Source organism: Pedobacter sp. AC212 (assembly GCF_979258625.1).
Window position 1 is genome coordinate 4,586,277 of record NZ_OZ409870.1, and the last position, 13,881, is coordinate 4,600,157.

At 38.1% G+C, this 13,881-nt stretch carries 12 protein-coding genes; 7 read left to right on the forward strand and 5 right to left on the reverse strand.

Annotated features, from left to right (window positions below; translation table 11 throughout):
* Positions 1-183: 183 nt before the first annotated feature.
* The 4 genes from dacB to ACZZZC_RS19695 all read left to right on the forward strand — a co-directional run bounded on the left by dacB (position 184) and on the right by ACZZZC_RS19695 (position 4,180).
* Entirely contained in the window at positions 184-1,593 is a 1,410-nt protein-coding gene (gene dacB / locus ACZZZC_RS19680) for a D-alanyl-D-alanine carboxypeptidase/D-alanyl-D-alanine endopeptidase (protein ID WP_463487969.1), read from the forward strand.
* 1 nt (position 1,594) lies between these two features.
* Entirely contained in the window at positions 1,595-1,954 is a 360-nt protein-coding gene (locus ACZZZC_RS19685) for a hypothetical protein (RefSeq protein WP_463487970.1), read from the forward strand.
* 36 nt (positions 1,955-1,990) lie between these two features.
* Positions 1,991-3,115 (forward strand): alpha/beta hydrolase-fold protein, encoded by a 1,125-nt coding sequence (locus ACZZZC_RS19690; protein ID WP_463487971.1) that lies wholly within the window; start codon positions 1,991-1,993, stop codon positions 3,113-3,115.
* 63 nt (positions 3,116-3,178) lie between these two features.
* On the forward strand, positions 3,179-4,180 hold the full coding sequence (locus ACZZZC_RS19695; RefSeq protein WP_463487972.1) for an FAD:protein FMN transferase: 1,002 nt from the start codon (positions 3,179-3,181) through the stop codon (positions 4,178-4,180).
* Positions 4,181-4,711: 531 nt separating this feature from the next.
* Here the strand turns inward: ACZZZC_RS19695 and ACZZZC_RS19700 are convergent.
* The 3 genes from ACZZZC_RS19700 to ACZZZC_RS19710 are packed head-to-tail and all read right to left on the reverse strand — an operon-like array spanning position 4,712 to position 8,874.
* On the reverse strand, positions 4,712-6,901 hold the full coding sequence (locus ACZZZC_RS19700; RefSeq protein ID WP_463487973.1) for a PepSY domain-containing protein: 2,190 nt from the start codon (positions 6,899-6,901) through the stop codon (positions 4,712-4,714).
* A 10-nt stretch (positions 6,902-6,911) separates the two neighbouring features.
* A complete protein-coding gene (locus ACZZZC_RS19705; RefSeq protein ID WP_463487974.1) occupies positions 6,912-7,397 on the reverse strand; it encodes a DUF2271 domain-containing protein in 486 nt (161 codons plus the stop codon).
* A gap of 4 nt (positions 7,398-7,401) precedes the next feature.
* Complete coding sequence (locus ACZZZC_RS19710) at positions 7,402-8,874, reverse strand: ankyrin repeat domain-containing protein (RefSeq protein ID WP_463487975.1); 1,473 nt, start codon at positions 8,872-8,874, stop codon at positions 7,402-7,404.
* A gap of 236 nt (positions 8,875-9,110) precedes the next feature.
* On the opposite strand from ACZZZC_RS19710, the gene ACZZZC_RS19715 reads away from it, so the two are divergent.
* Positions 9,111-9,704, forward strand: a complete 594-nt coding sequence (locus ACZZZC_RS19715) for a dihydrofolate reductase family protein (RefSeq protein WP_463487976.1) — start codon at positions 9,111-9,113, stop codon at positions 9,702-9,704.
* A 23-nt stretch (positions 9,705-9,727) separates the two neighbouring features.
* On the opposite strand, the gene ACZZZC_RS19720 is transcribed toward ACZZZC_RS19715, so the two are convergent.
* Positions 9,728-10,201, reverse strand: a complete 474-nt coding sequence (locus ACZZZC_RS19720) for an arylesterase (protein WP_463487977.1) — start codon at positions 10,199-10,201, stop codon at positions 9,728-9,730.
* 41 nt (positions 10,202-10,242) lie between these two features.
* Positions 10,243-10,413: a hypothetical protein gene (locus tag ACZZZC_RS19725; protein ID WP_463487978.1), complete on the reverse strand. Its 171-nt coding sequence runs from the start codon at positions 10,411-10,413 to the stop codon at positions 10,243-10,245.
* A gap of 95 nt (positions 10,414-10,508) precedes the next feature.
* Between ACZZZC_RS19725 and ACZZZC_RS19730 the strand changes: the two genes are divergently transcribed.
* Both ACZZZC_RS19730 and ACZZZC_RS19735 read left to right on the forward strand, forming a co-directional pair.
* Positions 10,509-11,198, forward strand: a complete 690-nt coding sequence (locus ACZZZC_RS19730; protein WP_463487979.1) for an ABC transporter ATP-binding protein — start codon at positions 10,509-10,511, stop codon at positions 11,196-11,198.
* Positions 11,176-13,725, forward strand: a complete 2,550-nt coding sequence (locus ACZZZC_RS19735) for an ABC transporter permease (protein ID WP_463487980.1) — start codon at positions 11,176-11,178, stop codon at positions 13,723-13,725. The genes ACZZZC_RS19730 and ACZZZC_RS19735 overlap by 23 nt, the downstream gene beginning before the upstream one ends.
* Positions 13,726-13,881 lie beyond the last annotated feature (156 nt).

The window sequence follows — 13,881 nt, forward strand, 5'->3', positions numbered from 1 at the left end:
GCGTAAAATAAACCCGGTGGAAACGGCAGCTCCGAATTTTTTATGAGGACTACAGTGCACAACGGGTCCGAAGCAAACCCAAGTACTACAGGTTTTGCTTTTCAAATAAAATAGTTTGGTACTATAATTATTGGCTTAGGCTTTCAAATAACTTTATATTTGTTCCTCTTCAATAGCTAGTTTATGCGTTTTAAAATATCCCTTCTTTTCGTATTTGTGCTCATTGGCCATTTTGTTAATGCCCAAAACAAAATCCAAAACCTCGAAAAAGCGTTTAATAATTTATTGGCAGATGAGCAGGCGAAACATGCCCTTTTATCACTTTGTGTGTTAGATGCTAATAGCGGCAAAACACTGTTTGCAAAGAATGAGCAAATTGGTTTGGCTACTGCATCAACTTTGAAAACGATTACTGCAGCCACCGCTTTTAGTATTTTAGGCAAAGACTTCCAATTTCAAACTACCTTAGCCTATACTGGAAACATCACAAGTGATGGCACTTTAAAAGGAAATCTTGTGATTATAGGAAGTGGTGATCCCACGCTTGGCTCCTGGCGTTATCAGAATAAAGAAAATGCAGTTTTAACTCAATGGGTTGCGGCTATAAAAGCTGCAGGAATTAAAAAAATTGAAGGTTCGATTATTGGTAACGATAGCATTTTTGGAACACAAACTACGCCAGAAGGTTGGGTTTGGCAAGATATAGGAAACTATTACGGCGCAGGCACTTCAGGTTTAGCCTGGAGAGAAAATCAGTTCGACATTCATTTACGTCCAGGCGCTACCACAGCTGATGAAGCTAAAGTCATAAAAACTGTACCTGAAACGCCCTATATCAAGTTGGTAAATGAGTTGAAAACCGGTGCTTCTGGAACTGGTGATCGAAGTTATGCCTTTCTGCCGCCATACAGCAATGTGGCTTATTTACGTGGCAGTTGGGGAATGGGAATTGGCAAAACCGGTATCTCTGTTGCCACCCCTGATCCTGCCTTCGATTGTGCTTATCGGTTACAGGACACCTTGAAGAAATTAGGAATCCCAACAAGTTTGGAAGCTACAACAGCAAGGCTCCTCGCTTTGAATAATCAGCCTATTCCTTCTGTAAGCCAAAAAATAAGCACTATTAGTTCACCAACGTTGAGCGAAATCAGTTATTGGTTTTTAAACAAAAGCATCAATTTATACGGTGAAACTTTGCTAAAAACAATTGCCTTAAAATCAAGAAAGCCAGCGACAACCGCAAAAGGTGCAGAAACAGAAATTAATTATTGGGCAGCAAAAGGGATCGATAAAACAGCTTTGAACATCATCGATGGTAGCGGACTTTCTCCAGGCGATAGAGTAACTACCTCAGCAATGGCCAACATTCTATTCCAAATTCAAAAAGAAAGCTGGTTTACCGATTTTTATAAAGGTTTACCAGAATACAATGGCATGAAAATAAAAAGTGGAACGATAAATGATGTTTCCGCTTTTGCAGGCTATCATACCGACCCTGCAGGTAATAAATATGTAATTGTGATTAACATCAACAATTATAGTGGAAGCGGAATTAACAAGAAACTATTCAATGTTTTAAACCAACTAAAATAATATGCCCTATTTTATCAAAAACCTTCAAACTGTGGATGGGTTGATCTCAAATTTGTATGGAAATGTATCTGTTGAGGAAATGACTAAAACAATTGTTTACCATTTAGAACAACAAGGATATAAAGTACAAGACCAAGGTTTTGGTAATTTAATTTTAGAGAAAGGCAGCAGAATACAACGCATTTTGCTGGGAGCGTTTGTAAAATATTTTAAATTCAGCGTGAGCATGACACCTGCAGAAAAAAATGAACTAGTGGTTAATATTTTTCAGCAAACTAGCGGCATGTCGGGTGGTTTAATAGGGATGAATCAAGTTAAGACTGAATTGGCCAGGTTAAACTTTGTTTTCGCCAACCTTTAAATTTTAGAATCAATTTATTACACTACCAAACTTATTATGACTGGAAGGCTATTCATCATTATTTTGCTTTTACCGGTCATTTCAATTGCACAGGTTAAGGTATTGCTAAAAGTTAGTGTTCCTCAGAAAACACAAGATACGCTCTTCATTGCTGGCAATTTTAACGACTGGAACCCAAAAAGTGAAGCTTTCATTTTAAAGCAAAAAGATAGCCTTGCTTATGTAATCGATTTAAATTTGCCAAAAGGAAACCATGAGTTTAAAATTACCCGAGGAAGCTGGGATAAAACTGAGTGCCAGAAAAACGGCGCATCAGCCGCAAACAGAATTTTAAATTTGAATGTTGATACTGTAATGGATATAGAGGTTGCAAATTGGTCGGATAATTTTAAGCAGGTTAAAGAAAAATACCATTTCGGCGACCATGTTCATCTTGTCGATTCTGCTTTTTACATGCCACAGTTGAATAAGCATCGTCAGATTTGGATCTATTTGCCGAAAGGTTATGCAAAGTCTAAGAAGCGTTATCCTGTTATTTATATGCAAGACGGTCAAAATTTATTTCATGCCAATCCGCCGAGAGCCGATGAATGGGCAGTTGATTCGATAATGGACAGCCTAATTCGTGAAGGATCAAAAGAAATGATCGTTGTAGGAATAGATCATGGTGGAAATGATAGGCTAAAAGAATATAATCCTTACGATAGTCAATACGGCAAAGGTGAAGGAAAAGAATATGTTTCCTTTTTGGTGGAAACATTAAAGCCTTACATCGACTCGAACTACCGAACATTGAAAGATTTTGCAAACACCTCGATAGCAGGCAGCTCAATGGGTGGCTTAATTTCCATGTACGCCATTGCTCAGTATCCAAAAGTATTTGGTTCGGCTGGAGTTTTTAGTCCGGCGTTTTGGTTAGCCCCACAAATTTATACAGAAGTGATTACTAATTTAAATGGCTTGAAACGCAGCAAAATATTTTTTGTTGCCGGCGATAAAGAAGGATCTACAATGGTTGAGAACACGAAAAAGATGTATGATATCTTGAACTCTGAAGAAAAGAATAAAAACATTGTTTTTTTAGAAAAAGAGGATGGAAAGCACACTGAATGGTTTTGGCATCGTGAGTTTGTTCCTTTTTATCAATTCATAGCAAAGTAATAGTTAATAGCGAATATTATAGCTCTCCAAATTCCAGCATCTCTCTACTTAAATATCATATCATTGAAAAGAAGCTTTATCATTTTCTTAGTGCTCTTCCAGTTTACAGCATCAGCACAAGTATTAAAGAAACGCACCACCTTGTTGATGGGTAGTAAGTTCGAAATTACTATTGTAGCTAAAGATGCCCTAACCGCCACGCAAAATATTGATAGTGTGATCACAGAAATCAGCCGCATTGAATTCTTAATTTCAGACTGGAAACCAGAAACACAAATTTCGGAAGTAAATAGAAATGCGGGAATTAAACCTGTAAAAGTTGACAAGGAAGTTTTTGATCTTACCAAAAGGGCGCTTAACCTTTCAATAATAACAAACGGTGCATTTGATATTAGTTTTGCAGCGATGGACAGGATTTGGAAATTCGATGGATCGATGATAGCTATGCCCGATGATGAAACAGTAAAAAAATCCGTCGAAAAAGTAGGTTATGAAAACATCATTCTTGATAGTTTAAATTCGACAATCTTTTTAAAATTAAAAGGGATGAAAATTGGTTTTGGAGCATTGGGTGAAGGTTATGCTGCAGATCGATGTAGAAATATGATGCTTGCGAAAGGGATAAAGGCAGGCATTGTAAATGGATCTGGCGACATGAGTACCTGGGGGAAACCACCGAAAGCAAAACATTGGGTAATAGGAATTACCAATCCATTTAATAAAGACAGTCTTTTCGCGGTAGTGCCACTAAAAAGTGCTGCCGTGGTCACCTCAGGAAGCTATGAAAAATTTGTGGTGTTCAATGGAAAACGCTATTCTCATATCATCGATCCCGTTACAGGCTACCCAGCCACAGGTTTAACGAGCGTAACCGTATTTGGACCCGATGCTGAGCTTGCCAATGGTTTTAGTACCTCGATGATGGTTTTGGGTAAAGATAAAGCACTCGAACTGATTAAAGCATATCCGAATTACAGTTGTATAATGTTCGGTGATGATGGAAAGGTTTATCATTCCGAAAATATCAGTGAGAAATTGCTTAAAAAGTGGAAGAAGGGAATATAAATTAAGACATCTGGAAATCGCCAGGCTTTCGCCTTTTTTCGGAGACTAGCTGGGGGTTAATTTATTTCAGTAACCTATATTGATGACTTTTCTGCCATGGTCTGTGTCCCCACAGACCATTATTTGTTTTTTAGTGTTTCGGTCTGTGAGGATACAGACCGAGGCGTTTGAGATTAAATGCCTTTTACAATAGCTGTGCGCATTTTACAAGAACCTATCGTCATTGCGAAGGAGTTTTTCACAACTGCGGCAATCTTTTCCTTATGGTTTGTGTCCCCACAGACCATTATTTGTTTTTTAGTGTTTCGGCCTGTGAGGACACAGACCGAGGCGTTTGAGATTAAAATGCCTCTTACAATAGCTGTGCGCATTTCACAAGAACAATCATCATTGCAAACCCAGACTTGTGCGAGGTGAAGCAATCTTTCTTACCTAAATAAATTGCATTCCACGAACGGTGGAGACAAGCCGTGCCTCAATCACGGAAACGCTACTAACCAATGCTTCTTGCAATATTAATCGAACTCCAGGCTAATAACAATCCATCAAAATCTGACCTCGCGATTGATAGTAACTGATACTTTTTTGCTGGTCTTGCTGACATAATTGATCCAACAGTTCGATCACATCTTTCTGCATACTTAAAGAACCGCAAAGCATAATCACTCCGTTATCTCTTAATGTTCGGCAAACAAAAGATTGGTCTTTTAGGAGAAGATCTTTAACATATTGTTTATTTCCTTCTCTCGAATAAGCCACATGGAGCGAAGTAAGCAAATTGGCTTCTTTATTGATCGCATTTTCGTAAAGTGTAAACGACGCTTTGTTTCTAAAACCACAGTACAGATGAATATCATGCACTCTTCCTTGCTGATCTATCATACCTAAAAACGGCGCTATACCCGTTCCATTTGAAACCATGATAACCGTTTTTGCTTTTGCAGGAAAGTGAAAATGTGTATTCTTAACAACCGCAGCCCTGAATTTCTCATCGATTTTAAGATCGTGCAAAAAACCCGAGCCTAAACCTCCTTGATGAAGTTTAACGCTTAACTGAACATCTTTATCCATTTTACCAATGGAATATAAACGTTCTCGATGATCGTTTGCCGGGTAAACAGCTAATAAATCACCAGAAGTAAATTTAGTTTTTTTAAGAGGCTTTAAGCGGATAATGAATGAAGTATCCTCATGGCTTGAAACTGTTTTATCTACTACTTGAAACTCCTGCGTTTTCGCAGGTTTTGGGGCAAGCAATTTATCAAGAGCACTTAGCTCGATATTAGAAGTCTGTGCCCATAAGTTTGCCCATCGCATAAAATCCTCTGGCGACCGATCGTTTACGGTATGGATTTCGAGCAAGGGTTTTGCCCAATCTTCATGCGCTAAAGCATTGTTAACTTCGTAACCAAACTTGCAAAAATCAGGGTAGGCTTGAGAACCAAAGGCAACTACCGAAAAGTCGACAATTGATAATTGTTTATGTTTTTTTAGGAGCGATTTAAACTTCGAAGCATTTGTCGGTGCATCTCCCTGACCATAAGTTGCCGCAAAAATTAAAATATGCTCGGCCTTTGGATAAATTTTGTAATCATTAAGTTCGGCCATGAAGGCACTTTTCCCATTCTTTAAAAGCTGTTGTTGAATGGCATTGGCAAAACGAAAGGTACTACCGTTTTCAGAGCCAACCAGTAAAATATATTCTGCCTGATCGAACTTGTATTTGTTTTTGATACCATTACGGCTGCGTTTCCACCAAATTACAAAACCCGAATAAATAAAGAACAGGATATTTGCCGAGGCAATGGCTAAAACAATCGCCCAGATGGCACTTCCCCTACCCGTATGTAAATCAATACTGAGGTTATTAAAAATGGTGGCTCTGGAGTAAGGTTGTTGGGTAATAATATCTCCCGTAACTTGATTCACGGTAATTTCCCTGTCGGTAAGTTTAAGCGTAAAATAATCCTCTACATCTTCAGAAAAGGGAAATTCGATTGATTGTAAATCGCTTAATGGAATATTTTTGAAAACCTCAAAATCGATAATCGATTTTGCAGGATCGGTTTTTAAAGCATCAAAATCAATTTTGTGCGTTATTTTTTCTTCCTTAATAATCCCAAATCGTTGTAATGAAAGGTAGGTACCAGATAGCGAAATGATGATGATTGGAATTAAGAGCAAACGCCCTAAAACAACGTGATAATATTGCGCAAATCCATCTTTTACAATCTTTCCAAAAAATTTCTTTAGGTTGCGTTGGCGCTGAATAATCAAAACTGTACCAGATGTTGCAATAAGAAACAACAGAAAGGCGGTAATACCAACAAAAAGCCTTCCCAATTCATGCAGAAATAACGACCTATGTAAAGTAGTGGTCCACCTAAAAAATTCATTCTCTTTGGCGACTTTACTAAATGATTTGCCAGTTTTAGGATCGACATAAAAATTTCCGGACTCCTCATTCGAGTCTGTGCCATTTACTTTTACAAATTGATTGGCATCAATGGTTACGTCAGCAATATCTGTATATGATTTTTGTAGTGTCGGGATGAGCTGGGCAACATCAAGCTGATTAAAATCTTTTGATTTATAAGGCTGGGTCTTTTCAGTAACAGGCTTAAATGATAGGATGATGCCTGTAACGGATGCAAGTGCAATAAAAAGAAAAGAAGATACAGCTAAAGCAAGGTGGCTGTATCTCCACAAAGAAATTGTCATTGAATAAGCTTTAGTTAGGGCTTAGGCGCACGTACCTAATGTAACCCGTTCCTTCAGTTTTAGCGGCCAAACCTTCAGTAGTTAGAGGAATTTCAGCGTCTTTAACATAGTATTTATTGTCTTCAACAGCAGTTTCGAAACGCAACTTGTAACCTTTGTTAATTTTAGCGGTTTCAATATCAAAAGTAGTTACACTTCTATCGCCACCCGTTACTGATGCGCCGGTAACAGCACTGATATTTGTTGGCTTACTTTTATAAGCTTTATGCCATTCTTTTAAATCAGGATACCATTTCTTATCTGATCCCATCACATAAAGTGTTTTTTCATAAGCGCCTTTTGCATTGATTAGCGATACCGCAATGTAAGCACCTTCACCTGTGTAGTTGGTCATTTGAACCATACACTTGTATTTTGTAGTTTTTTGTGCCGTTGATAATTTAGGTAAGAATAGAATTAAAGCAAAAGCGAGGCACAGTTTATATATGTTATTCATTTTATTATTTCAAAAAGTCGATTGATACTTTGTTTCTAGTTAAAAATTCGTTTTCGGTGGCTAAATCGTATGGTGTTTCTTTAAACTCTGTTGCTACATCTTTTTTCGCACCTACAGAAATTAAATATTTCAAAAGCTCGGTATCTTTAGCTGTCATTGCTGCTTTGTGTAAAGCAGTGTAACCTTCTTTATTTTTTAAGTTTACGTCTACTTTGTAATCTGCAACCAGTTTTGCTAAAGCCAAATCGTTTTTAGCAACCGCTAAATGATACAAAGTATTGCCATTTGGCTGCACGGCAGCAAGGTTAAGCCCTTTATCAGTTAATACTTTTAGTTTAGCATTAAAGTCTTCCATACCACGAGGTCCATAAGACTGGAAAAGATAATAAGCCAGGTTATTTCCATCTTTATCGGCACCGTTAATATCAGCACCTTTGCTCAACAGAAAACTAACCGCCTCTGCAGAATTACCACGAACTGCCATTGCCAATGCAGATACACCTTTTGCATTTACCTGATTAACGTTTTTTACATTTTTGGCTAATAACTCCAAGGTAGCTAAATCTCTATTCCCTCCGGCGGCAGCCATAAAAGCAGTGTTGCCTTCTTTATCTGCTGCATTCACATCCACTCCTTTTGATAGGAAATAGCTGATTACTTCTTCTTGCTTCGGTTTACGAGCTACATACGATAAAGTATTTTCTCCATTGCTTCCGATAACAGTTGGCTTTAATTTAAGGCTTTCCAAATATTGAAAAACGGCTATACCGTTTGAACTTCCTCGTCCACCCTGTGCAGCCATAATAAACGCATTGTCGTTATATTTTACGCCTTTTGCAATCAATTTGTTCATCAACTCGATGTTACCACTTCTTGCCACATAGTTAAAAGCGGTGTTGCCAGCAGCATCGGTACTGTTTAAGCTTAATCCTTTACCTATAAAATAATCCGTTAACGCGAAGTTTTTATCATTGGCGATTCCGATTAATAATGCGTTTGCACCATCATGATTCAAATTGGTTTTTACATCAGCACCATTCGCAATTAAAAGATCGTAAACTTTGGTATCAGCCTGGCCTCCGCCTGCTGCAAACGTTAATGGCGTTGCCCCATGACTATCCTGAAGATTAACTTTAGCACCGTTTTTCAAAAGGTGTTCCATTACAGGAACATTTCCTCTAGATGCTGCCCAGAACAGATAAGTTCTGCTATCGTGCGTAATTTTATTCACATCATTACCAGGTTGCGATAAAAGGTATAAAATCGTTTCCGTTGGCGCATTATTGTTGATAGCCAATACAGTTGCATCGAACGACATTGGGTTTAATTGTGAAGGATTACTGCCTTTCGCAATTTCTGCCTTAATTGTTGCTAAGTCTGTATTTCCTTTCCAAAAAGACTGATCAAAAAAGGTGTTTTTTTGAGCCTGTGCAGTAAACGATGCCATTGCAAGAACAGCAATTAGGATTTTTTTCATTTCTAAGCTTAATAGTTTTGATTAACAAATTCGATAGCGCTTTGCAGTGCAAAAGAATTTCGGCTAAGTTAACAAGAATCATTCTAAATAATGCAAGTCACTTCCATTTATTTAAATTAATTATAATTAGTGAGGGTTTTATGATGTGGGCTCCTATTATAAAATGAGATATAGTTTTTCTATTCTAAGAATTTTGGCTAAAAATTTGTGAATAAGACTTTTATAAATACTTGATAATGAGAAAAATTATTGTTTTATCTATGATGTCGTTAGATGGAGTAATGCAGGCACCAGGCGGTCCTGATGAAGATAATGCTGGAGGTTTCGAATATGGAGGCTGGGTTGCGCCGTTCAATGATGAGATTTCTGGCACAGAAATGCAAAAGAATATGGAAGCTTCTGATATCCTTCTAGGCAGAAAAACCTTTGATATTTTTGCTGGCTATTGGCCAGAGCGAGAAGATGGTTGGCCAGGCATTAATGAGGTAAACAAATATGTTTTGTCATCAACCTTAAAACAATCCAATTGGGAAAACACGATTTTCCTTAACAATCTGGAAGATATCAAACGGCTTAAAAACACCAATGGTGGCGATATAAAGGTTTGGGGAAGCAGTAAACTTGTTCAATTATTGTTAGCGCACAATTTAGTCGATACATTTATTTTGATGATCCATCCGGTAATATTAGGTAAAGGAAAACGACTGTTTAATGATGAAGCAAATGCTGCTTCGTTTAAATTGATAGAAAGTGTTACCAGCAAAAAAGGAGTAATATTTGCCAGATATGAAAGATTTGGTGAAGTTAAAACTGGAACTGTTTCAGATTAAATATGTTGATATTTTGATTTCCACTACAAAAGCGGTTTCAACACCACCCAAACGTTTTCAGCTAAAATCTTGTCTCCTTCTGCAGTTGGATGAATTCCATCTTCTTGATTTAATTTGGGAATGCCGCCCACTTTGTCCAACAAAAAAGGAATGAGAGCCATATTATTTTTTTTGGCCAAATCGGGAAAAATATTTTTGAAATCATTTGCATATCTGGCACCCATGCTTGGAGGCATTTGCATACCCGCTAAAACCATTTTAACATTTGGATATTTCGCTTTAACGGCATCAATAATATCCTGAAGATTTTTAGTGGTTTGTTTTACAGGCAACCCTCTTAAACCATCATTGGCACCCAATTCCAACACAAATATATCAATGGGCTGTTTCAACAACCAATCTATCCTACCTTTTCCGCCTGCAGATGTTTCTCCACTCAACCCGCCATTAATTACGGTGTAAGGTAAATTCAAAGAGTCGATTTTATTCTGAATCAACGCAGGAAAAGCCTCAGTTGGGTCAAGACCATATCCAGCAGTTAAACTGGTGCCGAAAAAAGGATGGTTTTCTTTTGGATGGACTTGGCTGCCTGCTTTTGGTCAGCCGAATCTAAAGTTTTCTCTTCATTTCCAGTACGGTTATTATTTCCGCAGGAAGCGAATAGGGTAGCCAAAACAAATAAACCAATAAAGCGTTTTCGTAACATCATGTCTAATTTTTTCTCTAAGTAAAAACCATTATCTTAACAGGCAATGCCGGGGTTATGTTTGGTAAAGCATAGGTACAAAACTTTAATTCAAAAATTTGGAAAATATTTTAAACATTCAGAAAGTAAGTAAAATTTATAAAAATGCAGGGAGAGACCTTACTGTTTTAGATCAGATTAATTTCTCTATCGATGCAGGTTCAACAGTTGCCATTACTGGTCCTTCCGGTAGCGGGAAAACGACACTTTTAGGTTTATGTGCCGGACTAGACCGGGCGAGTAGCGGAACCGTTGAACTAAATGGTATTGCGCTCGAAAAGCTAAATGAAGATGAACGAGCTGCCGTTCGAAACCAATATGTAGGTTTTATTTTCCAGAATTTCCAGCTTTTGCCAACATTAACGGCATTAGAAAATGTAATGGTGCCTATGGAATTGAGAGGCGCTAAAAATATTAAAGCCCAAGCCATGGAACTACTTGAAAAAGTAGGTTTGGCCGATCGTTCGCACCACTATCCTATTCAATTATCGGGTGGAGAACAACAACGTGTATCGCTGGCCAGGGCTTTTTCTAATAAACCTGCAATTCTTTTTGCTGATGAACCTACCGGGAACCTCGATGCAGAAACTAGCGAAAAGGTAATTAAATTACTTTTTGATCTGAATAAAGATTTCGGTACAACTTTGGTAATTGTAACCCACGATTTAGAACTTGCCGCCCGAACGAGCAGAACCATAAAAATTAAAAGTGGAGTAATTATTTCTGATGAAAACTCAACTTATGCCTAATCATATCCCCAAACAAAGCATCAGTTTTTTATGGCTTTTCAAAATGGCCTGGCGAGACAGCCGAAAAAACCGATCAAGGCTGTTATTGTTTATCTCCTCCATTGTTTTAGGGATCGCTGCCTTGGTTGCGGTGTATTCCTTTAAAGATAATTTGCAACGCGATATTGATGCCCAGGCCAAAGAACTAACCGGTGCCGACTTAGTGCTCGACAGTAGAAAAGGAGTAAGTAAGGCGATGCAGAAAGTTATCGATAGTTTAGGCAATGAAAAATCTCAGGAAAAGACCTTTGCATCGATGATCTATTTTGAAAACGGCGGTGGCAGCAGGTTGGTTCAAATGAAAGCCTTAGAAGGCAATTATCCCTATTATGGATCGATAGAAACCCAGCCGGCAAGTGCGGCAAAACATTTTCAAGAAGATAGAACGGCTTTAGTAGATCAAACCCTGATGCTGCAGTTCAACACCAAAGTTGGCGATTCTGTTCAAATTGGTGATTTAAAATTTAAAATACTAGGATCATTAATTAAAGCACCTGGGCAAAATGGGATTGCGGCAAGCGTAGCACCAATCGTTTATTTGCCATTAAAATATTTAGAAAAAACCAATCTGATAAAAACGGGCAGTAGAATTAATAATAAATTTTATTTCCGTTACGATGATCCATCGGGTGTGGATGAATGGGTAAAAAAAAATGAGGTAAAACTCGAGAAGGAAGGTTTTGATGCCGATACAGTTGAATCTCGGAAAGAACAAACCGGCCGATCTTTCAAGGATGTAAATCGCTTTCTTGCGCTTTCGGGTTTTATTGCATTGTTACTTGGTTGCGTAGGTGTTGGAAGCGCCATTCATGTTTACATTCAGGAAAAACTGAGCGCCATTGCCACTTTGCGTTGCCTGGGGTTAAAATCGCGACACGCATTTTTCATTTATCTTATCCAAATATTTTTTATTGGCTTAATTGCCGCCACAATTGGTGTTGTTCTCGGTACAGGCATTCAGTTTTTATTACCATTAGTATTAAAAGATTTTCTTCCGGTTGAAATTACCATGCAGATCTCTTGGTCGGCGGTTGGTCAAGGTCTACTGCTTGGCTTAATTATTTCGGTGTTGTTTGCTTTGCCTTCACTCCTATCAGTAAGGAAAATATCCCCGCTCAATGCTATCCGTTTATCTTTCGAAAAAACACGTAGCAAAAGCGATTTTTTAACCTGGTTGGTTTATTTCTTAATGGCTGCATTCGTAGTCGGTTTTACCCATTTGCAAATGAAAACCTGGGTACAAACTCTGGCTTTTACGGTAAGCATTGGAGTTGCTTTTATTTTGCTGATTATCCTTTCCAGGTTATTAATGTTTTTGGTAAAAACGCTACTTCCAAAATCATCGAATTACTTATGGCGACAAGGGTTTGCCAATTTATACCGACCTAATAACCAAACCTTAATGCTTACCGTTTCTATTGGCTTATCCACGGCTTTTATCGGTACGTTGTTTTTTGTTCAGGGAATTTTAATGAGTCGGGTTACGCTTTCATCTGGCAGTAATCAACCTAACATGGTGATGTTCGATATCCAGAAAACACAAAAAAAGAGAATCGATAGCTTAACTCAAGCCTTTAAATTGCCATTGATGAACCAAGTACCCGTGGTTACGATGCGGATTGAAGAAATCAACGGAAAAAAAGCCAGTGCAGATACTAATAATCGAAGAGCATATCGAAACGAAATCAGGGCGACTTATCAAGACAGTTTAACCGCAGCTGAGAAAATTGTTAAGGGCAATTGGATTGGTAAAGTGAAGCCTAAAGAAACCATTTATATTTCTCTGGATCAGCGATACGCTGATCAAATTAACGTGGGCTTAGATGATAAGATTCTCTTTAACGTACAAGGCATGATGATTCCGACGGTTGTTGGAAGTTTAAGGGAGGTAAATTGGAGTCGGATGCAAACCAATTTCAGGGTTGTTTTCCCTGCCGGGGTACTGGAAGAAGCGCCACAGTTCCACGTACTCATGACCCGCGTACCTACAAGTGAACTATCGGCTAAATTTCAGGGTGAAGTGGTTAAAAACTTCCCGAATGTATCAGTGATTGATTTAGATCTAATTTTAAAATTGCTGGATGAAATCCTTGATAAAATTGGATTTGTTATTCAATTTATGGCAGGTTTTAGCATGGTAACTGGCTGGATTGTTTTGGTATCAGCGGTACTTACAAGCAAAAATCAAAGATTAAAAGAAAGCATTTTATTAAGAACGCTTGGTGCAAGCAGAAAGCAGATTTTAGCCATAAACGCTATTGAATATTTCTTTTTAGGAGCCTTTGCAGCGGGAGCTGGTTTAATTCTGGCTATCGGCGGAAGTTGGGCTTTAGCTAAATTTAGCTTCGAGGCTGTTTTCATTCCTCCCTTTTGGGCAACATTAGGCCTTTTCGGATCAGTTGTTTTTATTGTGGTAATTACTGGGGTGTTAAGCACAAGAAGCATTTTAAATCAACCACCTTTAAAAATCTTAAGAACTGAGGGTTAATATGGTGCTTCATAAAAAAAGGAGGCTGTCTCATAAATCAATTTATCCTTGAATCTTGTCACGTTGAGCTTGTCGAAACGCCTCAAAAGGCATATTTAGCAAGTCCTTCGACAGGTTCAGTATGACATTTCTTGTTTATGATACAGCCTCCTTTTT